Origin of the sequence: Vibrio hannami, from assembly GCF_029589055.1 — a bacterium.
Classification (GTDB): Bacteria; Pseudomonadota; Gammaproteobacteria; order Enterobacterales; family Vibrionaceae; genus Vibrio; species Vibrio hannami.
On the sequence record NZ_JARQZP010000007.1, the window covers coordinates 2,239,681 to 2,265,516 of the forward strand.

The 25,836-nt window shown below is 44.3% G+C and carries 17 protein-coding genes and 7 pseudogenes; 10 read left to right on the forward strand and 14 right to left on the reverse strand.

The features are described 5' to 3' along the window. Positions 1–50: 50 nt before the first annotated feature. The 4 genes and pseudogenes from yqiA to nudF form a co-directional block, all read right to left on the reverse strand. Complete coding sequence (gene yqiA / locus P7F88_RS24765) at positions 51–635, reverse strand: esterase YqiA (protein ID WP_277829166.1); 585 nt, start codon at positions 633–635, stop codon at positions 51–53. After that, positions 635–1,452: pseudogene (gene cpdA, locus P7F88_RS24770) on the reverse strand (3',5'-cyclic-AMP phosphodiesterase). Before cpdA ends, yqiA begins: the two are co-directional and overlap by 1 nt. 70 nt (positions 1,453–1,522) lie before the next feature. Beyond that, positions 1,523–1,960, reverse strand: coding sequence for a DUF1249 family protein (locus P7F88_RS24775; RefSeq protein WP_277829167.1), 438 nt, complete (start codon positions 1,958–1,960; stop codon positions 1,523–1,525). After that, a pseudogene (gene nudF / locus P7F88_RS24780) lies at positions 1,948–2,558 on the reverse strand (ADP-ribose diphosphatase). Before nudF ends, P7F88_RS24775 begins: the two are co-directional and overlap by 13 nt. A 268-nt stretch (positions 2,559–2,826) precedes the next feature. Here nudF and tolC point away from each other — a divergent pair. Continuing rightward, positions 2,827–4,141: pseudogene (gene tolC / locus P7F88_RS24785) on the forward strand (outer membrane channel protein TolC). A gap of 99 nt (positions 4,142–4,240) precedes the next feature. On the opposite strand, the pseudogene hldE reads toward tolC, so the two are convergent. The 3 genes and pseudogenes from hldE to P7F88_RS24800 form a co-directional block, all read right to left on the reverse strand. Next, positions 4,241–5,672: pseudogene (gene hldE, locus P7F88_RS24790) on the reverse strand (bifunctional D-glycero-beta-D-manno-heptose-7-phosphate kinase/D-glycero-beta-D-manno-heptose 1-phosphate adenylyltransferase HldE). Between the two features lie 83 nt (positions 5,673–5,755). Next, positions 5,756–8,526 (reverse strand): annotated as a pseudogene (gene glnE / locus P7F88_RS24795) (bifunctional [glutamate--ammonia ligase]-adenylyl-L-tyrosine phosphorylase/[glutamate--ammonia-ligase] adenylyltransferase); the annotation flags it as partial. A gap of 182 nt (positions 8,527–8,708) precedes the next feature. After that, a complete protein-coding gene (locus tag P7F88_RS24800) occupies positions 8,709–10,322 on the reverse strand; it encodes a methyl-accepting chemotaxis protein (protein ID WP_277829168.1) in 1,614 nt (537 codons plus the stop codon). A 120-nt stretch (positions 10,323–10,442) separates the two neighbouring features. Between P7F88_RS24800 and P7F88_RS24805 the strand changes: the two genes are divergently transcribed. Continuing rightward, on the forward strand, positions 10,443–11,204 hold the full coding sequence (locus tag P7F88_RS24805; RefSeq protein ID WP_277829169.1) for a potassium channel family protein: 762 nt from the start codon (positions 10,443–10,445) through the stop codon (positions 11,202–11,204). A gap of 23 nt (positions 11,205–11,227) precedes the next feature. On the opposite strand, the gene P7F88_RS24810 is transcribed toward P7F88_RS24805, so the two are convergent. Beyond that, positions 11,228–12,748, reverse strand: a complete 1,521-nt coding sequence (locus P7F88_RS24810) for a CYTH and CHAD domain-containing protein (protein WP_277829170.1) — start codon at positions 12,746–12,748, stop codon at positions 11,228–11,230. Positions 12,749–12,951: 203 nt separating this feature from the next. Here P7F88_RS24810 and P7F88_RS24815 point away from each other — a divergent pair, with 203 nt between their 5' ends. The 3 genes from P7F88_RS24815 to P7F88_RS24825 all read left to right on the forward strand — a co-directional run bounded on the left by P7F88_RS24815 (position 12,952) and on the right by P7F88_RS24825 (position 15,774). Continuing rightward, entirely contained in the window at positions 12,952–13,632 is a 681-nt protein-coding gene (locus P7F88_RS24815) for a TIGR00153 family protein (RefSeq protein WP_277829171.1), read from the forward strand. Between the two features lie 89 nt (positions 13,633–13,721). Further along, on the forward strand, positions 13,722–14,993 hold the full coding sequence (locus P7F88_RS24820) for an inorganic phosphate transporter (RefSeq protein ID WP_277829172.1): 1,272 nt from the start codon (positions 13,722–13,724) through the stop codon (positions 14,991–14,993). Between the two features lie 166 nt (positions 14,994–15,159). Then, complete coding sequence (locus P7F88_RS24825) at positions 15,160–15,774, forward strand: TIGR04211 family SH3 domain-containing protein (protein WP_277829173.1); 615 nt, start codon at positions 15,160–15,162, stop codon at positions 15,772–15,774. A gap of 67 nt (positions 15,775–15,841) precedes the next feature. Here the strand turns inward: P7F88_RS24825 and P7F88_RS26560 are convergent, their stop codons facing one another. Both P7F88_RS26560 and P7F88_RS24830 read right to left on the reverse strand, forming a co-directional pair. Further along, entirely contained in the window at positions 15,842–16,453 is a 612-nt protein-coding gene (locus P7F88_RS26560; RefSeq protein WP_422128596.1) for a general secretion pathway protein GspB, read from the reverse strand. Positions 16,454–16,477: 24 nt separating this feature from the next. Further along, a pseudogene (locus P7F88_RS24830) lies at positions 16,478–18,061 on the reverse strand (ExeA family protein); the annotation flags it as partial. Positions 18,062–18,186: 125 nt separating this feature from the next. Between P7F88_RS24830 and P7F88_RS24835 the strand changes: the two are divergent. Then, complete coding sequence (locus P7F88_RS24835; RefSeq protein ID WP_277829175.1) at positions 18,187–19,404, forward strand: multifunctional CCA addition/repair protein; 1,218 nt, start codon at positions 18,187–18,189, stop codon at positions 19,402–19,404. A 56-nt stretch (positions 19,405–19,460) separates the two neighbouring features. On the opposite strand, the gene P7F88_RS24840 is transcribed toward P7F88_RS24835, so the two are convergent. From P7F88_RS24840 to folB, 3 genes are read right to left on the reverse strand one after another with little or no spacing between them, the layout of a single operon-like run. Further along, a complete protein-coding gene (locus tag P7F88_RS24840) occupies positions 19,461–20,264 on the reverse strand; it encodes an undecaprenyl-diphosphate phosphatase (protein WP_277829176.1) in 804 nt (267 codons plus the stop codon). Beyond that, positions 20,261–20,755, reverse strand: a complete 495-nt coding sequence (gene folK / locus P7F88_RS24845) for a 2-amino-4-hydroxy-6-hydroxymethyldihydropteridine diphosphokinase (RefSeq protein WP_277829177.1) — start codon at positions 20,753–20,755, stop codon at positions 20,261–20,263. Before folK ends, P7F88_RS24840 begins: the two co-directional genes overlap by 4 nt. Further along, a complete protein-coding gene (gene folB, locus P7F88_RS24850; RefSeq protein WP_277829178.1) occupies positions 20,752–21,111 on the reverse strand; it encodes a bifunctional dihydroneopterin aldolase/7,8-dihydroneopterin epimerase in 360 nt (119 codons plus the stop codon). Before folB ends, folK begins: the two co-directional genes overlap by 4 nt. Before the next feature lie 135 nt (positions 21,112–21,246). On the opposite strand from folB, the gene plsY reads away from it, so the two are divergent. Next, positions 21,247–21,834 carry a glycerol-3-phosphate 1-O-acyltransferase PlsY gene (plsY, locus tag P7F88_RS24855; protein ID WP_277829179.1) on the forward strand — a complete coding sequence of 196 codons (588 nt, stop codon included), beginning with the start codon at positions 21,247–21,249 and terminating at the stop codon, positions 21,832–21,834. A gap of 162 nt (positions 21,835–21,996) precedes the next feature. Here the strand turns inward: plsY and tsaD are convergent, their stop codons facing one another. Continuing rightward, on the reverse strand, positions 21,997–23,013 hold the full coding sequence (gene tsaD / locus P7F88_RS24860) for a tRNA (adenosine(37)-N6)-threonylcarbamoyltransferase complex transferase subunit TsaD (RefSeq protein ID WP_277829180.1): 1,017 nt from the start codon (positions 23,011–23,013) through the stop codon (positions 21,997–21,999). A 208-nt stretch (positions 23,014–23,221) separates the two neighbouring features. Here tsaD and rpsU point away from each other — a divergent pair, with 208 nt between their 5' ends. The 3 genes and pseudogenes from rpsU to dnaG all read left to right on the forward strand — a co-directional run bounded on the left by rpsU (position 23,222) and on the right by dnaG (position 25,748). After that, positions 23,222–23,437 (forward strand): 30S ribosomal protein S21, encoded by a 216-nt coding sequence (gene rpsU, locus P7F88_RS24865; RefSeq protein ID WP_001145625.1) that lies wholly within the window; start codon positions 23,222–23,224, stop codon positions 23,435–23,437. A gap of 25 nt (positions 23,438–23,462) precedes the next feature. Next, positions 23,463–23,906, forward strand: a complete 444-nt coding sequence (locus tag P7F88_RS24870; protein ID WP_277829181.1) for a GatB/YqeY domain-containing protein — start codon at positions 23,463–23,465, stop codon at positions 23,904–23,906. Positions 23,907–23,995: 89 nt separating this feature from the next. Continuing rightward, positions 23,996–25,748: pseudogene (dnaG, locus tag P7F88_RS24875) on the forward strand (DNA primase). The last annotated feature ends 88 nt before the right edge of the window (positions 25,749–25,836 follow it).

The window sequence follows — 25,836 nt, forward strand, 5'->3', positions numbered from 1 at the left end:
GGCGAATATGTAGCTAATTTTTATGAAGCAAAGCCCTTGTCTGGCTATTTTTACAGCTTTAGAAACGAAATGATATCTGCGGGAAAGCGTTCGAAGTCGACAAAACTGTGGTCACCATCTAGCTCGACAGTCTGTTTGCAGCCTGAAAACTTATCGACAGCCTGACGGTAATCCAACACCTCATCGCCTTCTTGCTGTAGTAACCAGAAGTCGCCTTTTCTTTCAATTTTGGGAACATCCAGTTCCCTTAATTGCTCGACATGTATCGACTCAAGAAGGTACTTTTCTCCGGTGTATGGATTTTCTTGCTCCCCAAGAAAATCTTGAAGCAATTCATATGGCTTCACCGCCGGGTTAACAACCACCGCTTTAAAACCATACCGACTATTTAACCAAGTAGATAGATAGCCCCCTAATGAACTTCCCACCAAAGCTATTTGGTAATGATCTTTATATTTCTCTACCAGCTCTAAAAGCAGTGATTTAGCTTCTGAGGGAAAGCTAGGCATCTGAGGTATCACCACCTTTATATCTGGTCTGTGTTCTTCACAATAAACCTTCATTACATTTGCTTTGTGAGACTGTGGAGAGCTATTAAAGCCATGGATATAAAGGAGCAATGGAGCTTTAGACATTAATAGCCACCAGCACTAAAATCGGGGAAAAACTCAGTTCCATCAAGACGATGAACTTGTGTATCGATAGTCCCGTCACTCTTAAGCTCTAATGTACGCCATCCCGGCGCTTTAGCATCCAAAGCAAAGTCTTGAGAGTCTGGCTTGAACTGAACGCAGGTTGAAGGCGTCGCCATTACCCGAACACCGAAATGTCGCTCATCAAACTCCTGATGAACATGACCGCACAGTGTAGCCTTTACATTGTTATGCTCTTTTATGATGTTCCAGAAGCTTTCCGCATCATAAAGCGTATGCTGATCAAGCCACGCACTACCCACCAATACAGGATGGTGATGGAGCAAAACCAATGTGTACCTTTCTGGGTAAGCTGTAAGCTTTTCTTTTAACAATGAAAGCTGCTGATCATTCAAACGCCCATGCGGAACGCCCGTTACCTGGCTGTCTAGCTGAATAATCTGCCAATATTCGCCTACTAAAGCGTGCTCATCGGAACATATCTGATCCGATGGCATAACACTGCTCATATTGGGCTTAAAATCGTGGTTGCCGGGCAGCCATAGACATTTTTCTCTAGCGGATAAATTCCCTGCTCAAATCGACAGTACGATTTTGCAGTGTGATCCTGCGAGATATCACCCGTCGCCAGTATCGCATCAAACTCGTGTTTTCTGTTTATAACCTCTTGTACAACAGCGTGGAAGCTATCTAACGTATTAACGCTTAGTAAGCAGCCGTCTGTTGTCGAAAACAGATGCGTATCTGTTAGCTGTAATAGCTTTATACTGTCTCTTTTCGAGGTTGCTGATAATTTCAAAACAATTAACCTGAATAATTTATATATTTCTCAGACTTAAATCACTTGGCTCGAACCTTTAATCCTGCTGTCAGAACAAGGGAGCTCGACTTATTCCATGCTTCAGGCAAAATGTCAGCCAGTCACTAAGAAACTGATTAAGCTGAAATTTTTCATCCTTCTGCATCATTTTATTATTAGGGTAGTCATAGCGAGCTTTAACTCTTGAAATCTGATCACTCGCACATACTTCTGCTACCCTTGCATCATGGTATAGTCTGACTGTCATTTTAGGCAGCGGAAACACCGGCTGCTCATCACACTGACTCACATCGATCAGTGTCGTATATTTTGTCACTTCGCTCACTTCGAGCTGGTATGCCATGGCCGCAACCTGATAGGAACGCACATCACCAACTTCTGCCTGAGCAGGAAGCAAAGCATTCAATTTCGCATAGTTTGTTTCGTATACACGCATTAATGCTGCGAGATCAACGTGATACGATTTATCAGTTGCTATTTCTGCCATCGCGATTGTAGATCTTTATAGTTTAGCTCCAACCATTGCAACGCAATAATTGAGGCACCGTTCTCAATTTTACCGTCTAGCACCAGGTTATACGCCTCTTCACGGCTAACAACCTGCACTCGAATATCTTCATTTTCATAGTCTAGACCATGAATGCCACCAGCATTCGACGCATCTACCTGACCAACGTAAACATCAAGCTTTTCTGAGCACCCGCCCGCAGAAGGGTAATAACTTGTTACCTTGATAAGCTCACCAGCCTCAACGCCAGCCTCTTCTAGAGATTCTCTGCGAGCAACTTCTTCTGGAGACTCGTCGGTATCAATGATTCCTGCGACAATTTCAATTTGCCACGGGCTTTCCTGTTCAAGAGTACCAACCCTGACCTGTTCGATAAGAATCACCTCGTCACGAACAGCATCGTAAGGGAGCATTGCGACCGCATGTCCACGAACAAACAGTTCTCTTTCAACAGGATCGCTCCATCCGCCTTTGAATAACTTATGTCTGAAGCGATACTTCACCATTTTGAAAAACCTTGAAACAAAGTCTCTTTGGACAATATTTCGACATCTTGTGAAGTAAACTGTGATTTCATGCCGCTGTTTCCATGCTCTATTGAAAATAACCCTGAATACGCGGTTATTGTAATATTAGTTAATAATAACTACCAATGATAACACTCAACTTTTTCAATAAGATTTGAGAGTTTTGTTTAAATTCCCAGATTTATATTGCACAATCGTATAATTAAGGGTAAAAAATCATAAAGAATTGAGCAATTATTCTTAAAGTTGAGTTACACTCTTTCAACTAATTGTTAAACTTTTTCAGAATATAATTTTAGACGGGGCGGAAAAGCCAAAATGAAAAAACTTCTACCAGTACTCATCAGCGCGACGCTAGGAAGTGCTTCTTCACTGGCATTAGCAGAAGATCTTGCTGAAATTTACAATCTCGCTAAAGAAAACGATCCAACCCTTTTTGCGTTCAGCTGCTACAAGAGATGCAGCGTTTGAAGCGATTACATCTAGCCGCAGTACGCTTCTGCCGCAAATCAATCTAACTGCTGGATACGACATCAGTAGAAGTGACCTAAATAGCGCTTCAGCAGAAAACAACACGTTGTCAGCGGGTGTAAATTTCTCTCAGGAACTTTACCAACGCTCAAGCTGGATTACGCTAGACCAGGCAGAAAAATCTGCACGCCAATCTGATGCAGCCTACGCAGCAGAACAACAAAACCTAATTCTACGAGTAGCTACCGCATACTTCGAAGTACTTCGTGCACAAGATAGCCTTGAGTTTGTCAGAGCAGAAAAAGCAGCTGTAGCTCGACAGCTTGAACAAACCAAGCAACGCTTTGAAGTAGGCCTGTCTGCGATTACTGACGTACATGATGCGCAAGCACAATATGATACGGTACTTGCAAGCGAAGTAGTCAGCGAAAACAGCCTAATCAACAGCTACGAGTCACTACGCGAGATCACGGGTCAGGCACATACTAATCTGGATATTCTGGACACTGACCGCTTTAGCGCAAACCGTCTTACAGAGTCACCAGAAGCACTGCTAGAACAAGCTCAGACAAAGAACCTGACCTTGCTGACAGCGAGAATTGCTCAAGATATTGCACGCGACAATATTTCACTGGCAAGCTCAGGTCACCTTCCTTCTCTAACTTTGGATGGTGGTTATAACTATTCCGACGTTAGTCAGACACCAACAAATACCGATTACGACGAAAGTGGCGTATTCAACATTGGTCTTAACTTGGCTGTACCGCTATACACAGGTGGTAACATCACTTCTCAGGTTAAGCAGGCAGAGTTCAACTACGTTGCAGCAAGTGAAGATCTGGAAGCAAGCTACCGCGGTATCGTGACTACTGTTCGTAGCTCTTACAACAACGTAAACGCAAGTATCGGCACTATTAAGGCATACGAGCAATCTGTTGTTTCTGCAAAATCAGCTCTTGAAGCAACGGAAGCTGGTTTTGATGTCGGTACCCGTACTATTGTCGATGTACTGGATTCAACGCGTAGCCTTTACGATGCAAACCGTAACCTTTCAGATGCGCGTTACAACTACGTAATCAGTATTCTGAACCTGAAACAGGCAGTAGGTACGCTTAGCGAGCAGGATATCCTGGATATCAGTGCAGGCCTGAAGAAAAGCTAACTCAGCCATATTTATTAGCTAGATTCAAACGCCATAAAAAACATAAGGGAGAGCAACTGCTCTCCCTTGTTATTTTTGCTGTTAGCCAGAAAAGACTTATTAGCCTTTGTCGCCTTTGATGGTGTTAATAATCTCAGTAGTCGATACACCCTCTTCAAAGTTCAGTACTCGAACTTCACCGCCCGCAGCAACAACTTCTTCACCACCAGCGATTTCTTCCGGTTTGTAATCGCCACCTTTCACCAGCAGGCTAGGCAGTACTTCAGAAATCAGACGGCGTGGCGTTTCTTCTCCAAATGGTACTACCCAGTCAACGGCACCTAAACCGGCCAGTACAGCCATACGACGATCTGTTGGATTTACTGGTCGACCTGGCCCTTTCAACATCTTAACTGATTCATCGGTGTTCACAGCAACAATCAGTCTCGTCACCCAGCTCAGCAGCATGATTCAGGTAAGAGACATGACCAGCATGTAGAATGTCAAAGCAGCCGTTAGTCATCACCACTTTTTCACCTTTTGCACGGGCTTTCTTAACCGCTTCGATCAGAGCAACTTCAGAAATAATGCCGTAATCGGTATCCTGACCGCCATGTACAGCTTCTGCCAGTTCAACTTCAGATACAGTAGAAGTACCAAGTTTACCAACCACAACACCTGCACCAGCATTCGCTAAAGCACATGCTTCATCCAGCGGTTTACCTGCTGCAACAGAGGCTGCAAGTACAGAGATAACCGTATCACCAGCACCGGTAACGTCGTACACTTCTTTCGCCTGAGTAGGAAGGTGGAACGGTTCCTGACCTTTACGTAGCAACGTCATACCATTTTCACTTCGAGTTACCAGAAGTGCTTCAAAGTCATAGGTATCGATTAGCTCAAGACCTTTCTTGATCAGATCTTCTTCATTTTTAACCTTACCAGCCACCAGCTCAAATTCCGCCATATTTGGTGTAAGCAGAGTCGCGCCACGGTATCGCTCGTAATCAGCACCTTTAGGATCGATGAAAACCGGAACATTAGCTGCTCTGGCTTTCTGGATCAGTGCTTGCACATGCTCAAGGCCACCTTTCGCATAGTCAGAAAGCACCACTGATTTAACGTTCGGCAGTGTTGCTTCCATACGTGAAAGAACAAGTTCAGGATCGGTTCCTTCGAATTTATCTTCAAAATCAAGACGAATTAGCTGCTGACCACGGCTCATAATTCGCAGTTTAGTGATAGTCGGATAATCAGATAGAGTTACGAAATCACAGTTCACCTTTAGTGAACTCAGTGTATTTTCCAGAACCTTTGCTGGCTCATCATTGCCAACTAGGCCAACAATATTCGCCTGTCCACCAAGTGCTGCAATGTTCATTGCTACGTTTGCTGCGCCACCTGGTCTCTCTTCGTTTTCTTCAACCTTTACAACTGGCACTGGCGCTTCCGGAGAGATACGGCCAGTAGGGCCATACCAATACCTATCCAGCATTACATCACCAATTATCAACACACCTGCTTTAGCATATTCAGGTAGGCTCGGTTTCATAAATTTCTCCAACAAATCATTCTGCGCGCAAGTTTAGCATAGCTAATCTCACGCCTAAACATACGGTTAACTAAGTTATGCCGCTATCCTAACCATTTAACCCAATTATCCGTGACACATCGGCGCTCTTCGACAAATCGAGACTCATCAACGTCTGCATCCTGATTCAGCAGGTTTCTATGATGTATCTCATCCCTTAACGTAATGTAGGCATCCGTTAGGGCTCTAGCTTCTTCCTCGCTAATGATCTCCTGATGCATCATAGATTCGAAAATTCTCACATTATCAGACCAACGGGTAAGCTTAGGAAAATCAGCGCTGTAGCATAAGACCATATACTGTGCGATAAATTCAATATCCGTGATCCCCCCACATCCTGTTTCAACATAAAGCGACCGGACTTTTTGCCTCCCAGGTGGTCACGCATCTTAATGCGCATATCAGAGACTTCTTTTTTAAGTGTCTCTTCATTACGAGGCTGACAGAGTATACGGTGACGTATATCATCAAACGCCAGCAATAGCTGATCATCACCATAGATGACCCGGCTTCTGACCAGCGCCTGATGCTCCCATGTCCAGGCGTCATTCTTCTGATACTCTTCAAATGCATCTGTCGGGCTCACTAATAAACCTGACGCACCTGACGGTCGTAACCTTGTATCGACTTCATACAAAATTCCGGAAGCGGTTCTTACGGAGAATATGTGAATAATCCGCTGGGCGAGTCGCAAATAGAACTGACGGCCATCTATCTCTTTTTTACCATCAGTGTAAACATTCGTAGGGCAATCGTGCATAAACACGATATCCAGATCCGAGTTATAACCCAGCTCCCATCCCCCGACTTTCCCGTATCCGATTACAGAAAAACCTTTACCGTCTCTATCTTTTAGATGGGTCGGCTCTCCGTATTTTTCTGTCATTTGCTGCCATGCTTGCTGAACCACCGCGTCAACTATCGCTTCAGCAAGGTAGGTTAAGTGATCGCTCACTTTCATAATAGGAAGCGCACCAGCTATATCAGCCGCGGCAATGCGAAGAATACAGGTTTGCTTAAACTGCCTTAATCCCTCCATTTGCTGTTCCATATCGTCTTCCGGGATACGAGCCAGATAATCTCTTAGTTCGTTCTTATATGACGACAAAGGAACCGGGTTGTATAGCTGGTTAGGATCCAGCAACTCATCCAACAGAATAGGATAGCGACCTAACTGCTCTGAGATCATAGGGCTGGCAGTACATAACCTAACCAGTTGTTTTAGTGCAGCGGGGTGTTCATCCAGAAGTTCAAGATAGGTAGTTCGAGTCAGAATTTTATGCATCAGATTCAGAACACGAGGCAATCCGAACTTTGCGTCCTGATGCTGATATATCGCCTGGAACAACTTTGGCATCAAACGGTTTAGTACTTCACGCCCGCGAGGTCCCAAAGTTTTCTTACCTATATCTGCTTTAAAGGAGCGAATAATATCCGCATCAGCTTCCACATCTTCAACAGCTAGATCTTCTTTCAGAATGTGCTCTATCACTTCGGGTCTATGCACCATATCCCAAAGCTCATTGAAGTGCTTATCTATCTGAGTCGCTTCTTCTTCATCTTCACCAATAAGAGTTTCAAAGACTGCATGAACATTTTGCATATGCATTTGAGTATTGCTAAGCAGAGCACCCCATGATTCTTCACCCATCGCGCAGGCAAGTTTATCCCTGTCCTGCTCACTGTCTGGCAAGGTCTGAGTCTGTTTATCTGCCATTGCCTGAAGTAGGTTCTCTTCCCTTCTCAGGTAACGATAAGCGTCGACCAGGCTATCTACTTCCTCTGGTTCAAGCTGTTTAAGCTCCTTAATTGCAGCCAGCGTTTCCAGTAACCCCCTACCTCGCAAAGTAGGCTCTCTACCACCACGCATAAGCTGGAAAACCTGAGCGATAAACTCTACCTCCCGAATACCACCAGCTCCCAGCTTTATATTGTTTCCAAGCCCCCGACGTCTTACCTCACTGGAAATCATCGACTTCATACGTCTTAATGACTGAATCGCACTAAAGTCGATATACCTTCTGAAAACAAAAGGTCTTAGCATCTGGCGTAGCTCCTGATACTGGGGATACATTTCACGCCCCATAACCCGGGCTTTAATCATGGCGTAGCGTTCCCAATCGCGTCCCTGTTCCTGGTAATAATCTTCTAAAGCAGAAAAACTCATCACCAGCGGTCCGCTATCACCAAATGGACGGAGTCTCATATCCACCCGATAGCAGAAACCATCAAATGTTTGCAGATCCAATGCCTTGATAATGCGTTGACCTAATCGGGTAAAGAACTGTGCATTGGCAATGCTTCTTCTCGCGCCTTGAGTTTCACCATTTTCCGGATATGTGAAGATAAGATCGATATCTGAGGAGAAGTTCAGCTCACCACCGCCCAGCTTACCCATACCGATAATAAGCATTGGCTGAGGGTTGCCTTCTGAATCACAAGGGGTTCCCCACTCTTTACAGCATTGTTCGTATAGCCATTCGTAGGTCTCGAATATCATCGCTTCTGCAAGCTCAGATATATGCTCCAGGCTTTCATCCAGAGACCACGAGGCCATAAAATCTCGCCAGGCAATAACTGTCATTTCCTGACGTCGAAACTGTCTTAAAACCCTGTGCCCCTGACTCTCATCAGTGCATTCACACAACCTGGCCTTTAATGCGTCCCTGTAATGATGGCTTCGGTTCTTTTGCGCGAGAAGCACAGGTAACTCCGAGCATAAGGTCTCGTCTCTGGTGAGAGAGTCTTCGACAAATGAACTTAATGCCAGAACCCTTTGCAGATCGTCTTGTATGTTTTCGGGCCAACCCTGGATAAGTTGTTGTGCCGTTTCAGGTAATCTTGTGCAGGCTTTTGTTGCTTCATTCTGGAGGGATTCAGAGAGCGGTAACATTAATCTTCCTTGCTTGCGTCAGTTTTCCCTCTACTTTAGCAATAAAAAACGCTCACTAAAATTTTAGTGAGCGTTTTGTACGGTATATAACCTAATTCGTTGAACTAGATCTTAAATGAACGAATCTTACCGTCTAGTTCTTCCGCGTTTGATTGCATTAACTCAGATGTTTCAAGTAGCTCGCCAATAACAACTACCGAAGCCTCTACCAGTTCACGAACATTAGATAGGTTCTGATTCATCTCTTCCGCAACACTACTTTGCTGATCTGCTGCGGTTGCAATCTGGAAGTTCATATCGTTGATATTTGTAACCTGCCCTACTATTCCATCCAACTCAGAACCAGCATTAGTAACAAGCTCAACACCATCAGCAGCTTCTACGACACTCTTCTCCATTAGCTCAACAGCAGAATTTGCGCTGTCCTGTAGCTGAGTAATCATGTCCTGGATCTCTACCGTTGCTTTTTGAGTGCTTTGCGCTAGATTACGGACTTCATCTGCTACTACCGCAAAGCCTCGTCCCGCCTCACCAGCACGAGCCGCTTCAATTGCAGCATTCAGTGCTAGCAGGTTAGTTTGTTCTGAGATGCCCTGGATAGTGCCGACAACACTACTGATCGCATCAACACGCTCTTCAACCTGATTTACTGCCTCTGCAGACTGAGCTATATCTCCCGACAATTCATTCATTTTACCCACAGTATCCTGAACAAATTTCTGACCACTTCTTGCCTGCTCAGACGCTTGCTCTGTCACAGAAGAAGCGCTGCGAGCGTGCTCTGCTACTGTCTGAACCGTCGAGGTCATTTCGCTCATCGCTGAAGCTAACTGATCGATCTCTGAAAACTCTTCCTGTGTCGACTCTTTGGTTTCCGACATACTCATTGTCATTACCTCAGTAAGCGCTGATAGCTCCTCTGAAGCCGCAACCTGAGCACCAATAACGTCATGTAGCTGAACACGAGTTTTCTCTAGCTCTCTGGCGATATCACCGTATTCATCTTTGCAGTTAAGCTCGATTGATTCGGACAGATTCTTGTCTGCCATTGTCTTAATTGAGTTTTCAATAAACTGCGTTTGACGCAGCATTGTTTTTGCAGCGCCAAGAAGTATCACAATAAAAACAACAATCATCAGCAGCGTTTGCCAAATTACATTGGAGATGTAGTCATTGTAGTACCCCTGAGCAATTTCAGAACTCTGGGAAGCAACGATTATCCAGTCAGCCCCTGACACCTTCACTGCATATTCAAAGCGCTCACCATCATTAATTTCAAAAGCGACGTTATTGCCGCCACTTTTAAGTAAGGAAGAAACTGAAGAGCCCTTATCAGTTGTTGCATCTAGGTTAGATACTTTTCTAGCCGATGGATGTCCTAAGACATTGCCTGACTCAAGCTGAACGAGGTAGGTAAAATGAGACTGGCTGTTTTGCTGCGAGATAGTACCGAAGGCATATTCCGCCATTGTCAGGTTTTGCTCTCGGTCTCTTTCTTTGTCAGCAAGTACAGTAGAAAGAATACCTGACTCTGCTGCAGCGGTTTCTAGCGCGTGCTGCTTTTGTACTGATGAAACAGAAGAGTAAAAAACGCTGGCATCCCAGAGCTGTTTACCAACGATTAAAATGGTACTAAATACCATTAACAGAACCAGCTTTGGGACTAGCCGGATATCTGTTATTACCCGCTCCCATGGCCTAATTTCTAAACTTGCCATTCTAGATTCTCCACGTATTCTATATAAGTACCGAACAGACAGCCTTATATTTCTTTAATAATAATCACTTAAGTTTTTATCGGGCTCTGGGGTTGTTAAAATATTTATTTCGAGCCTCGTATGAAAAAGCATCATATCAAAAATGATATTAAACCGATGAGTTTGATGTCTCTTTTACTCTCTTTTTTATCATTATTTGTGATCTCGGGAATATTGTTCCTAGATCCAGCACCGGACATACGTGAAATTCTTATCGACCTCGATCTAATAATCTGTAGTATTTTTCTTTTACAGTGGGGGATAGATCTCGGTAGAGCTCAAGACAAAAAAATCTACTTGAAAGATCACTGGATAGATCTTGTTGCCAGCATTCCTCTATATGAACCATTGAGATATGGCCGATTAATTCAAATACTCCGTGTCGTAAGAGTAATCCGTTCTAGTAAGCAGATACTTAGACAGATCCAGAAAAACCGTAAGGAAGCGACGCTCGCTTCTATACTGCTACTCCTGGTGGTTCTGCTTACGGTTGGTTCAGCGCTAATGATTATCGTTGAAGGGAATGAGCCTGGCGCTAATATTAAATCAGGCAGTGACGCGCTTTGGTGGGCATTTGTTACCGTATCTACGGTTGGATATGGCGATCACTACCCAGTAACTAACCTTGGTAAATCATTGGCAGCGGTTATCATTGTTTGTGGTGTTGGTATATTTGGTATGATATCTGGCTTGATCACTTCGATAATCTCATCACCACCCAAAGAGCAACCACAGCAGAAAAATGAAAATAATGAGCTTTTAGAAAAAATTCTGGAACAGCAGCAAGAGTTGTTAATTAAAATCAAAGATTTGGAAAAACAGCTAAAAGATAAAGGCCGGTAGAATAACCAGCCTTGAGTATATTATTAGTTTGCATTCCAGTATGGTTGAGCTTCGATACTCATCACTCGGGTTTGCTCCATTGCGTGTAATATTGATAACTCCTGTCTTACCAACCAACGCTCCAACTGACTTTTTTCTTCGTCGTCCAGTATTTCAACGTACTTCTGCAGTGGTTTAAGTGTTAACAGATCGTCTATTCCATGGAGTAAATCCGCCCACGGCAATCTGAACGCATCACGTTGCTCAATATCATAAATAGCAGCAAAGCAGACACCTGTGTAAAGATTACGAGTCAGACGATACTTCTGATCAATATATTCCTGACGCGTTAACTCTCTTTCCGGAGGGAAAGCCTCTATAAGCTCTGCCCAAGTACGATCTAGCTGCTTCTCAGAGAAACGGCGCACAGGCCTTGCCATCTTGTCGCGCGCTTTATCATCCAGAAAAGGTTGCCAGCCACGAGCAAGAATCCAACGACTCAGATCAAGTAAAAGACCTGTATATCGAGCCGACTGTAGCAACATTAATGTCTGCTCTCGGTCTGGAAGCTCTTCTCTGTCTTCTTTTAACCCCTGAACCAGGCGCTTACGTGCGTCCAGTTTTCGAAGGGCATGCCCCTTGTCATCACAAAGATCATCAATATAATCTGCGATAGATAGCCATTCCAGTTCCTGCGCAAGCCACTTAAGTTCCTGACGCAATATAGCGCTCGCGCGCCTTGGCACAATGCCACCAAACACGGTCAGTACCTGCCTGACGAAAGTAATAGCGTAGCTGATTTCACGTAAAGCAGATAAAGATGGACGCTCAATGAAGATCTGTTCGTGATAGTGCCAGTGTGAAAGTGCGTGCTCCATCGACTTGATAAAACAGGTCTCTACCGAATCCTTCTCTCTTGTATCCACAAGCCTTAAAGATTTTACCTTATCTCCGGTATAACCTCTCGCCAACCGGTAACCGCGTGCAGCTTTGCTTAAGTTACCAAGGCGCATTCCACCGTCTTCAGAAATAGTGCGAGCAAGGGTAAACAGAGCATCGGTTTGACCTGATTTCAGTTCCAGTTCAACCTCGCAAATAGGCTCTTCTTGATCTCCGGCAACAACGACACCAAGGTCAAATGCAACTTCAACCTGACTACCATCAGCCATGCCGACCAGCCATTGCTCTCTGGTGAAGTTGGTAGAAAAAATTGGGGTTAACTCGGATTGCAGATCACTCAGTGATTTACCTTCTGGCCAAATATCATCTGGGTGAAGAGTGAGTTCAGGCTCATTGCACGTATGCTCTGCATTATACTCTGGCCTCTGGTGCAGACCAGCGACCACCCTACCAGAGGTCTTAACTGTTTGAATAAATACTTCATCAAACCGCCGAATGCGCAAGCCGATATCATGCTTACGTAACCAGTTGTCCGGCGTGTCAAAATAGGTATTTCCTAAATCCCGGCAACTGTTCTGAAGAATTTTGGTATCTGCGATTTTTTCTCTTAACTTATCTACAAAATCAGGTGAAACAAAAAACTTCAGCTCTATCTCGGTTTCCATAGCTATCCCTTAGTACTAAGATATAGAAAGGATATTGCCTAACGATATGAACAGCAAGTACGAATTCTTGACCTAGGGATGATCTAAATCAGTTTTCACCACACAAATTTATGTGTAACATTCGCATCCCGTTATAACCGTCAATCACCTTTGCTTACAAGCTCCTATTTTTTAATTCGGTTATATTTTTTTGGTAACTAATTATGCCAGTGAATACTATTATGGGATTGTTTGCTAAGTCCCCAATTAAACCGCTACAGAAGCACGCAATATGCGTAGACGAATGTTGTGGTTATCTGTACAGCTTCTTTGAAGCTTGCCATAAGGATGATTGGGCTGAAGCAAACAGAATCTGTAACCAAATTGCGGATAAAGAAAAGGAAGCGGATATCCTCAAGCGCGAGATTCGCCTTCGCCTGCCAAAAGGGCTTTTCCTGCCTGTGGAGCGAACCGACCTACTGGATCTTCTGACCCAGCAAGACAAACTCGCTAACCTGTCTAAAGCTATAGCCGAACGCGTTATTGTTCGACAGCTACGCCTACCGGCTCACCTTGATGTCGAGTTCTTAAAGCTTGTACAAAGCTGCCTGGATTCAGCCAATCAAGCATACAAAGTAGTGTGTGAGTTTGATGAACTGATTGAAACAGGGTTCAGAGGCAGAGAAGTAGAACGCGTACAAGAAATGATTTATGAGTTAGATGTCATTGAAGATAAAACACACGCGCTCCAAATGCAGCTTCGCAGAGATCTTCGAGAGGTTGAAAAGCAGCACGATCCTGTCGATGTCATGTTTATGTACAAAGTACTGGAACTGGTCGGTGAGATAGCTGATCAGGGGCTTCGCGTTGGCCACCGTCTTGAGCTTATGTTAGCTCGCTCCTAAATTTTAAGCCCTCATAGAGCCTGTGTCGCCCTCCTTGGTGGCACTTTTGCTTTGTGGTGGCAAGAATTCGTTAATTATCGGGTACTACAATGGATATCCTTGCTCAATACGGCACATTGCTTATCGCAATTGCCGCTTTTTTTGGTTTATTAATGGCGATAGGTATTGGCGCAAATGATGTGGCCAATGCGATGGGAACATCAGTTGGTTCCAAAGCGTTAACGGTTAAACAAGCCATCTTTATTGCAATGATCTTTGAATTTGCTGGCGCATATCTGGCTGGCGGAGAAGTAACAGATACCATTCGCAAAGGCGTAATTGAAACCTCCGTGTTTGCTGATCAACCTGATGTACTGGTATTCGGCATGATGTCTGCGCTTCTTGCAGCGGGTACCTGGTTGCTAATTGCCTCCTTTATGGGATGGCCTGTTTCAACCACTCACTCAATCATAGGTGCTGTAATCGGTTTTGCCGTTATTTCTGTAGGAAGTGACGCTGTTGACTGGCACTCTGTATCAGGGATTGTCGGCAGTTGGGTGATAACACCATTTATTGCCGGGATCATTGCATATGGGCTATTTATCAGTGCCCAGAGATTGATTTTTGATACCGACTCACCGCTAGAAAATGCGAAACGTTATGTACCTGTATATATGTTTCTTACCACTTTAACCATCGCTCTGGTTACCATTAAAAAAGGGCTCAAACATGTGGGATTACATATCACTGGTCTAGAAGCCTGGGGCTGGGCAACAGCGGTTTCTGTGCTTGTGATGGTTGGTGGTTATATATACATTAAGCGAAAATTTGCCACTGTGAAGCAAGACGACAACTTCACTGGCGTAGAGCGTATCTTCAGTATTTTGATGGTGATAACAGCTTGTGCAATGGCGTTCGCTCACGGCTCTAACGATGTAGCCAATGCAATTGGCCCTCTATCTGCCATCGTATCTACTGTAGAACATATGGGCGAGATTACAGCACAAAGCCGTATCGCGTGGTGGATACTTCCTATGGGCGGGATAGGCATTGTAATCGGGCTGGCGACTCTTGGTCACAAGGTGATGGCGACAGTGGGCACCGGCATTACAGAACTAACTCCAAGCCGTGGCTTCGCTGCTCAGCTAGCAACAGCATCAACGGTAGTATTAGCGTCGGGTACTGGTTTACCTATTTCAACCACTCAAACGCTGGTTGGTGCAGTTTTAGGCGTTGGTTTCGCCAGAGGTATCGCGGCGCTTAATCTTGGAGTTGTTCGCAATATCGTCGTCTCCTGGGTAGTAACCCTACCTGCAGGCGCCCTGTTAGCTATCGTGTTCTTTGAACTGTTCGAAGTTATTTTTCTTAACTCTCGGGCTTAAGATTATTCAGAACAATGTCAGATTTGACTCAAATGCACAGAAAAGGCCATTTACACGGCCTCTTTTGTTGCAGCGGTCACTGAAACTTCTTACTATTCGCATAATGAACTAAAACTAAAAAGACTAACTAGTCTTTGTTTCGTAGAAAGATTTGAAGGGACTTACCGTGAAGAAAATATTCACCTTGGTATTGTGTACGCTATTTGCAACACCAGGAGCTTTTGCAGCACAACGTTATATTGCAGACAACCTTTTCACTTACATGCATTCTGGCCCGAGCAATCAGTTCCGTATTATTGGTAGTGTCAATGCAGGCGATAAAGTAAACCTTATCAACACAGACAAATCTACGGGTTACAGTGAAGTTGTTGACAGTAAAGGCCGCAAAGGCTGGGTAGAAAGTAAGTTTGTAACTAACAGGCCAAGTATCTCTGTACGCCTTCCTGCTCTAGAGCAAGAGCTGGCAACAGTAAAAGAGAAGCTGGCAAACGCAGAGAAGAGTGCCGATAAAGAACAAGCGGGCCTACTAGAATCTCTTGATATCCGTAATAAGCAGATTGCTGAACTTGAAAAAAGTTACAGCGATATGAGCCAGCAATTAACCTCATCTCAGTCTGAAATTCGTGAACTACGTGCTCGTCTGGATACTCAGAAAGAAGACTTGCTTCTTAAGTACTTTATCTACGGTGGTGGCGTAGCTGGTATCGGTTTGCTATTTGGTCTGATTCTTCCACATATCATTCCTCGTCGTAAAAAGTCTAGAAACGGCTGGGCAGACTAAAACAACAATTAAAAAAATAGCCGCTTCACCATGTGAAGCGGCTATTTTTATACCCGTAATTTTGACCTTATCCCTTCCACTCATATAGTGCAGGGATTTCGATAGGCTGTTTATCAAACTCAATAACAACATTCCTGGGTGTAATTGAAATAAGTTGAATATCACTACCGAGCCAGTCGCCTTCGTTTAACTCTTGTCCATTGATCTTTACCCAACGACGTTTTGAATCTGTCGCATACATATGAGTCTGTAGGTTTAACGGTGGCAATTTACCCTGATATTTTGCGCTGTTTTCTGCAAGCTTATCAGGCTCTACCACAGACATATCTGAAGAATTTTCTGTATCCACGCTATTTGTGACACCATCAGATTCGTCGAGTGCACCTTTAACTAACTGAGCAAGTTCAGGAGACAACTCGCTCAAATCCAGCTCATCCAGGGAGAGTTCTTTATTGTTGGGCTGAGAAGCTGACGTCGTTTTCGGTTCTACTTTGTCCTGAACCGAAACCTTTTCTGGATTCACTCTATTGGAGTTCTCAGTGCCTATTTCAGGAGTGTTTTCCAACTGCTGGCGAATATACTTAGCTCTCAGAAGGGCTAAAGGCTTACCTTGCCCCAATTCAGGATATCCCAGTAATACGAACTCTGAATCAGAAGGAGCACTTTTGTCTAACTCCATATCCTTGTTGTATGGATACTGCTTAAGCTCAGGCGCGTTCTTGTTTGCCACTAGATCCAGTAAACGTAACGTCTGAGAGCCTGCAATTCCGTCCGCTTCGATACCCTGCCACAATTGAAAAGTACGCACCCTTTGATACATCTCTTCTCCAAAGGTGTCATTCTGCAAAGGGGGCTCGTTTAACGCATCAGCCAAAAGTTTATCCAGCACCAGAACAGATGGCCCCTTACTGTCAAATTTAAGCGCCTTATCGACTTCGCTGTACCATAGCGTTGAGTATTTGCCATTCCAGACGGAGTTTAACCAGCTGATCGGAACCTGAATTCGTTCTGAGCCATTAAGAAGCTCGGCCTTGTCCTGATAAACGGCATATAATACCGCTTCAAAATCTTGTCTGTTTCCCCGAAGAGTCAGAACCACTGGTCGCCCTAGCTTTTTGATATCTTCCAGATACCCTGTTTTTTGCTCACACAAAAAAGGCTGCATTGCATCAGAGTCACAACTTGCTTCTCTTGCTGAGGCTTCTATACCCCAAAGGCGATACAGAGTTTGAATCGCCTCCGTTTCACTTTCACTGGTCCGAATAAACTGCTCTAAGACCTGCTCCCTGGAATCAGGCAATGACGGTATTACCGGCGCTTCTTGGGTTTGATTCTGTGTGGTCTGAGCGTCGATATACGCTTTAATTTCAGGTGCATATTTGTATCCACCGACTAATAAAGCGACCGCTGTTAAAGCCGCGTATACAGGAGTTGGGCTGTTTCTTTTATTCTGCTTAGCGCTTTGATTAAAGGAAGGAGCCTGAAACGACATTACGTCTTCACATGCTTTCCCTGCGACCGAAGGAGTAACCTCTTTCTCTGCGTTGTAACATGCATATTGCAAGGCCTTATCACAGACCAGATTAATCAGCCTTGGCACACCACCTGTTTGCTTAGCAATGATTCGTATAACCTTTTTAGAGAATAGAGACCTTTCAACACCCGCCGTTTTTACCCGGAAATGGATATATTGCTCAATTTCCTGCTCGGTTAAAGGCAGAAGATGATAGCGGCCAGTAATTCTCTGAGCTAACTGTCGTAGCTGTGCCGTCTGCAAGTTTGCCTGTAATTCAGGTTGACCAATTAAAAGCACCTTGAGCAGTTTATCACTATCTGTTTCCAGATTAGTTAGCAGCCTAAGTTGCTCCAAAACGCTTGCTGAAAGGTGCTGCGCTTCATCAATCAGCAATAAAGTTTGCTTACCTTGATCATAATTACTTTGAAGGTAACCGAAAATAGCCTGGCTCAACTGCTTTAAGGATGCTTTTTCGGGGTAACTAACAGAAAACTCATCACATATAGCTTCAAGAAGGTCGGTTTCTGAGAACGTTGGATTTAGAATCAACCGAGCCTCTATATCACTCCCGATAGAGGCAAGCATTGCCTTTGAAACTGTGGTTTTCCCTGTCCCAACTTCGCCTGTCAGCATGGCAAAGCCGCCACCATCACCAAGCCCGGCCTGCAAGTGAGCTAAAGCCTCTCTGTGGCGGGTACTCAGGAACAAGTATTTTGCGTTTGGAACTATTGAAAATGGCGCTTCAATAAAACCAAAATAATCTTTATACATCTCTGTGTTCTCCTATACCTGACACCAGTAGGCGATCAGGCCTAAAGAAAACTACCACTAGCTGATAGAATGTAAAGAAAATATACTCGAGTAACCTCACCGTATTTACAATTGGAGTATGCAAATTGCAGATATATCTTGTTGGTGGCGCAGTCAGAGATCAACTACTGGAAATTGATAGCCATGATAAAGACTGGTTAGTTGTTGGTTCTTCACCCGAGGAAATGCTTCAACAAGGCTTCCAGAGTGTTGGTAAAGAGTTTCCAGTGTTTCTGCATCCTGATACCAAAGAAGAGCACGCCCTGGCCAGAACAGAGAAGAAGATCGGAGCGGGCTATACTGGATTTGAATGTTTTTTCTCTGAAGACGTCACGTTGGAAGAAGATCTTAAGCGCCGCGATCTTACTATCAATGCCATGGCGCTCGACAAAGAAGGTAATCTGCACGATCCATACAATGGTCAGAAAGATCTAGCCAGTAAGCTACTTAGGCATGTATCCGATGCTTTTGTGGAAGATCCTCTTAGAGTATTACGTGTGGCACGATTTGCAGCAAAACTCGCTCATCTGGGTTTTTCAGTTGCTGATGAAACAATAAAGTTAATGAGGCAAATCGTCGATTCAGGTGAACTTAAGCACCTTACTCCAGAGCGTGTCTGGCAGGAATGGCATAAGTCACTGCTAACTACTAACCCAGAAGTATTTCTTGCCGTTCTTCGAGAGTGTGGAGCGTTACAAGTTGTTCTTCCTGAGATTGATCGCCTGTTTGGTGTGCCTCAACCTGAAAAATGGCACCCGGAAGTCGATACTGGTATTCATACACTGATGGCAGCTCAGAAAGCCGCCCAGATTTCTGACTCTCCTGTTATCCGCTTTGCAGCCCAGGTACATGACCTTGGCAAAGGCGTCACTCCTGAAGAAGAGTGGCCAAGCCACAAAATGCATGAGTCCCGTGGATTACCAATAATCAAACAACTCTGTGAACGAGTAAGGGTGCCCAATGATTATAAAGAGCTTTCTCTTGCTGTTTGTGCTCAGCATTCAAATATTCATAGAACAAAAGAGCTGAGGCCAGCGACCTTCCTAAAGATTTTTAACAAGCTTGACGTCTGGAGAAAGCCAGAAAAACTCGCTGGAGTGTTACTTTGTTGCCAGGCAGATCATCAAGGCAGAAAGGGAAGTGAAGAAACACCGTACCCGCAAAAATCTATTTTTGAGTCCGCCTATCAGGCAGCACTTTCCATTGAAGTTCAGGAAATTATTGCAGATGGTTTTAAAGGTAAGGCAATACGTGATGAGCTGGATAAGAGAAGAGTAGATGCAATAGCCGAAGTGGTTCGCTAAAACAGATAAACCAATACAAAACAGGCTACGATTTTTCGTAGCCTGTTTTGATTTAGTTATGCGGTTAGCAGCCAACCTGCAAGGCCAAAGCCTAGTATCAGTCGATAAATAACAAAAGGCGTCATACCCATTCGTGAAATCAACTTCAAGAAGAAGTGAATACAGATATAAGCACTGATAAACGATGTAACAATGCCAGTCAGTAAGAATCCTGTATGAACCACTTCAGTGCTTGTCATCAACTTTAAGCCTAAATACGAACCAGCAAGAGTGATAATCGGGATAGACATTAAGAATGAAAAGCGTGCAGCGGCCTCTCGGGTAAATCCCAGATAAAGCGCTGCGGTAATAGTGGCTCCTGAACGAGATGTACCAGGAATCATCGCTAACGCCTGCGCTAAACCGATAAACAGAGCCTTTTTCCAACCAGCCTGATATTCGTCATCTTTTAGTGATGAGTTTTTGTCCACCCACCATAAAAGAAGCGCAAATATAATGGTTGTGGCAGCAATAACCCACGCACTACGAAGATATAGCTCGATAATATCTTTCATAAACAAGCCAAAAATACAGGCTGGAATAGTTGCAAGAAGAATCATCCAGGCGAGCTTAGTTTCTTTGTCTCGCCGACCTTTAAAAATCGACTGGAAGAACGCTTCCAGCAGTGTCACCACCTCTTTCCTGAAATAGATAACAACAGCTGCTAACGTACCAACGTGAACGGCGACGTCAAATGCCAACCCCTGATCTTCCCATCCCAAAATAGCAGAAGGCAAGATCAGGTGTGCCGAACTGGATATTGGTAAAAACTCTGTCAATCCCTGGATCAAAGCAAGCACAAAAGCTTCAAAATAACTCATAAAACACCATTAAAATAAAAATCTAAGACAGTCAGGGAATCTAAACCGTCCATTTGAGCCCAAATATCACAGACTTTATCTCCACTTTCAGGCAATACTAGCCCCGGCGCTAAATCGCATAGCGGCTGTATTACAAATGGATATTTATATATATCGTCTCTAGGAACTATTGGATTAGCTTTAGATATTTGTTTTCCGAACAGGATAATATCAAGATCAAGTGTTCGATCCTGATACTTCTGGGCATTTTCTTTTCTTCCCCACTTCAACTCTATCTTACGCAACTTCTGTGAAAATTCCGTTAAGGTTAGGGAAGTATTGAGTTCAATAACAAAGTTATAAAATGCAGAGCCGCCAAAACCAACGGCTTTGCACTCATAAATTGGTGAAACCCTGAGCGCACTATCTAACTTAGACAGCTCTTCAATCGCGGCCCGGGTATGTTTTTCACGCTCTATATTTGTTCCTACACCAATATAGGCTGTGGTCATTGCTGGCCTCGTTCGAGAATCACGCCAACCCCTTTTGCCTGTGGAACAGCACCCGGCTTGGTTAAACGAATCTTAATCCAGGGGACAGAAAATTTTTGCATGATTAGCTCTGCAACTTCCTCTGCCACTCTCTCTACCAATAGAAAACGGCCGGATTCGATATGATTCAGTACAGCTTCACTCACAGATGCATAATCCAGCGCATCTTCTACATCATCGCTTTTTCCAGCAGCTCTGTTGTCGTGAGCCATTTCTATATCAAGCACCAGCTTCTGTTTAATGGTTTGTTCCCAGTCATACACACCAATGGTTGTAATAACTTCAAGCTGTTCAATAAAAACTTTATCTAGCGACATGTAATTTCCTCGAAATCTGAGACAGGTCGGATACCAAAAGAGTTCAAAAGAACGTATGATTTTAAGTATCAGCGACAAAATGCTGCTCATGATAACAAACATTTAGTTTGTCGATCACCCCTAAAGGATTTAACAATGACGCCACTTGCACTCGTTATGATCATTTCAGCCTATTTATTAGGTTCGATCTCTAGTGCAGTTTTGATTTGTCGCTTATATAGATTGCCGGATCCAAGATCTTCCGGATCTCATAATCCGGGGGCAACCAATGTCTATCGGTTGGGTGGAAAACCAGCAGCAATAGCCGTGCTGGTTTGTGACATGTTAAAAGGGGCACTCCCGGTTTGGGTTGGTTATTTCTTGGGTATAGAGCCAATGCTACTTGGTGTAATAGGTATTGCCGCCTGTCTAGGGCATATCTATCCAATATTCTTCCATTTTAAAGGCGGGAAAGGCGTCGCTACCGCCATTGGTGCCATTGCTCCGATAGGTTGGGAGTTAACTGCGATGCTAGGAATCACCTGGCTAGCAATTGCACTTGTTACCCGAATTTCATCAGCCGCAGCCATATTTACTGCGCTTTTAGCACCTTTTTATACCTGGCTGGTAAAACCTCAATACACTCTTCCGGTAGCTATGCTTTGCTGTCTGGTTATCTTCAGACACCAGGACAATATTAAGAGATTAATCGAAGGCACCGAGCCGAAGGTAGGAAATAAGTAAGCCTGTCTCACCTCGTTCCACACGCGAAGTAGTTTATGTACAAATCTCGTTCCGCACGCTCCGCGTGGGAATGCATATCTAAGGGGGAAATGTAGCCAGCTTTAATGCCAGTATACACTCCCACGCAGGAGCATGGGAGCGAGGGATATAATAGCCTACCGCCTACTTAACAGGCTCTAACGTATCTATCGGCCAGCGAGGGTTTGCGACAACCGAAAGATCCGAAACTTCACCGTTCTTCAGGCGCTGCATACCTGCATAAGCGATCATCGCACCGTTATCGGTACAGAACTCAGTTCTTGGGTAGTAAACTTCGCCCTTCACTTTTTTAGCTAACGCTTCCAGCTCTGCTCTTAGTTGCTTATTAGCACTTACACCACCAGCAATAACGATTCGCTTCAACCCAGTTTGTTCCAAAGCACGCTTACATTTTATAGCAAGAGTGGCACATACCGCTTCCTGAAATGCGTATGCGATATCTGCTTTTGTCTGCTCATCATCTTCATTCGCAGCAATCGTATTTGCAGCAAAAGTTTTCAGACCAGAAAAACTCATATCCAATCCAGGGCGATCGGTCATAGGGCGAGGGAACTTAAATCTGCCTGGCGTACCCTTTTCTGCCAATCGAGAAAGCAACGGGCCACCAGGATAATCCAAACCAAGAAGCTTAGCGGTTTTATCAAAGGCCTCACCTGCTGCATCATCAATCGACTCACCAAGAATCTTGTACTCACCAATTCCCTTCACTTCAACAATCATTGAGTGACCACCGGAAACCAGCAGAGCAATAAACGGGAACGGAGGTGGCGTGTCTTCCAGCATAGGAGCTAAAAGGTGACCTTCCATATGGTGAACAGGCACAGCTGGTACATCCCACGCATAAGCGATACTGCGACCAATCGTTGCACCAACCATCAATGCTCCAACCAATCCCGGACCAGCTGTGTAAGCAACACCATCAATATCATCAGATGTTAAGTTCGCATCCTTCAAAGCTTCTTTAATAAGAGGAATGGTTTTCTTAACATGGTCACGCGAGGCTAGCTCAGGCACAACACCGCCGTAATCAGCATGTAGTTTTACCTGACTATAAAGCTGATGAGAAAGAAGCCCTTTATCATCATCGTAAATCGCGATACCTGTTTCATCACAGGAAGTTTCAATACCTAAAATGCGCATACTTTTCTCTGCACGCCTATCTCAATAAGTAAAATTGGCGCAATATTACCTAATTCCACAAATTTTGACCACGATAATACTTTACAAAGGGATGGTGATCGGATTAAAATTCGGCACCATTTTTGATCAAGCTGGTTAAATACCGATCGATGTCGATACGGTAAATATGGAACCAGCATTAACGAATAACCCCTGAGGTGAAAGGCATATGCCAGTAGTTAAAGTACGTGAAAACGAACCGTTCGACGTTGCACTACGTCGTTTCAAGCGCTCTTGCGAAAAAGCAGGTATCCTATCTGAAGTACGTCGTCGCGAGCACTATGAAAAACCAACAACAGTTCGCAAACGCGCTAAAGCAGCTGCTCAGAAGCGTCACGCTAAGAAGCTAGCTCGCGAAAACGCACGTCGCGTTCGCCTGTACTAATAACTAAGTCCAGAAGGAATTAGTTATGGCTCTTATTGACCAACTCAAAGAAGAGCAAAAAAATGCGATGAGAGCCAAGGACAAAGCGCGCCTTGGCACTATCCGTTTAGCCCTGTCAGCAATTAAGCAACGTGAAGTTGACGAGCAGATCACTCTGACTGACGACGACATCATTGCTGTACTGACAAAAATGGTTAAACAGCGTCGCGACTCTGTTACGCAGTTTGAATCTGCAGGTCGTCAAGACCTAGCCGATGCTGAAAAAGCAGAAATTACTGTCCTTGAGGATTTTATGCCTCAACCGCTAACCGAAGAAGAAGTAGCCGCTCTTGTTGAAGCTGCTATTGCGGATTCTGGTGCAGCTGGCATGCAAGACATGGGTAAAGTAATGGGTGTGCTTAAGCCACAGATTCAAGGCCGAGCAGATATGGGTAAAGTTAGCGGTTTAGTTCGTTCTAAACTTGCTTAATACCTGAATCAAATTATAGCAAGCCGTGCTATCCTTTCCGGAGTGCACGGCTTGTTTGTATCCGCAACACCAAAGAAACTCTGAGGCATATGGCAGGACTTATTCCACGCAATTTTATTGATGACCTACTCGCCCGAGTAGATATCGTTGATATTGTAGATGCCAGAGTTAAGCTCAAAAAAGCAGGGCAAAAATTACGGTGCCTGCTGCCCTTTCCACAATGAAAAAACTCCATCGTTCTCTGTAAGTCAGGAAAAACAGTTCTATCACTGCTTCGGTTGTGGTGCTCATGGCAACTCCATCGATTTTTTGATGAATTACGACAACCTCGAATTTGTTGAAGCCATTGAGGAATTAGCAAACGGGCTCGGTTTAGAAGTCCCAAGAGAACAACGCAGCGGTCAACTTAGCAATGCTCCCCGCACCAATACACAGGAAAAACGTAACCTTTACGACCTGTTGGAGAGTATCGCTAAGTTTTACCGTTCTCAGTTAAAAGTACCAGCAAATAAACACGCTATCGAATATCTGAAAGAGCGTGGCTTATCGGGTGAAATCGTTCAGAAGTTCGGAATCGGCTTTGTTCCTGATGAGTGGGATTCTGTTAGAAAGAACTTCGGTCAGCAAAAAGAGACTCAGGACATGCTCGTCACCGGCGGTATGCTTATCGAAAACGATAAAGGCAATCGCTATGACCGCTTCCGGGGAAGAGTCATGTTCCCAATCAGGGACAGGCGCGGACGAGCTATCGGCTTTGGCGGTAGGGTTCTTGGTGACGGAACACCCAAATACCTAAACTCACCGGAAACTCCTGTATTCCATAAAGGTAAAGAGCTTTATGGCCTATACGAAGTACTTCAGGCACACCGAGAGCCAGAGCAAGTTCTGGTGGTTGAAGGCTATATGGATGTGGTGGCACTGGCACAGTACGACGTGGACTACGCAGTTGCATCACTAGGTACTTCCACGACAGGCGACCACCTGCAAATGCTGTTCAGACAGACTAATACCGTTGTCTGTTGCTACGACGGCGACCGAGCCGGCCGAGAAGCCGCATGGCGTGCACTGGAAAACGCGCTGGGTTATCTGAAAAGTGGCAACGTACTTAAGTTTCTGTTTTTACCAGATGGTGAAGACCCGGATACCTATATCCGTAAATACGGCAAAGAAGCGTTTGAAGAGCAAGTTGCCAACGCAACCCCACTTTCAGAGTACCTTTTTGCCAACCTTGGTGAACAGATCAAGATTAGTGGAACCGAAGCCAAAGCGGCTTTGGAAGCTCTGGCCCAACCGCTTATCGAAAAAGTACCTGATGAACATTTACAAGTTCAACTATTCAGGCTCTTAGGTCAAAAAACCGGGAACTTTCTAGATCATCAAGTTAGAAAGAAGGTATCAGTAAATACAACGCCACAACCTCATAAAGAGATTAAGCGTACACCAATGCGGGAAGTGATCGCGCTCTTAGTTCAGAATCCTGCTTTCGTAGAATTGGTACCAGACTTAACAAGTGTTCGCGAAATCTCCATTCCCGGACTAAGTTTATTAACAGATGTGGTTGATAACTGTCGATCAAATCCCCATATCAGCACAGGCCAGTTGTTAGAATATTGGCGTAATGATAAAAATGAAAGTTTGATATCGCGCCTTGCAGGCTGGAAAATCCCGCTAAAAGACGATGATATTGAAGAAGATATATTCCTCGATGCATTGGATAATATTTTTGCTCAGTGCATTTTAAAGCAGATTGAAACTTTGCAAGCGAAAGAGAGAAGTGTCGGTTTATCAATCGAAGAAAAACGGGAGCTTCAAGCATTACTTATGGAAGACTTGAAAGCGTAACCCTTTACTCGTAGTCAAAGTTTGTTCAATTTGTTATAATTGGCGGTTTGCGTTTCGCATTCTTACACCATCACTCAGACCAGAAGTT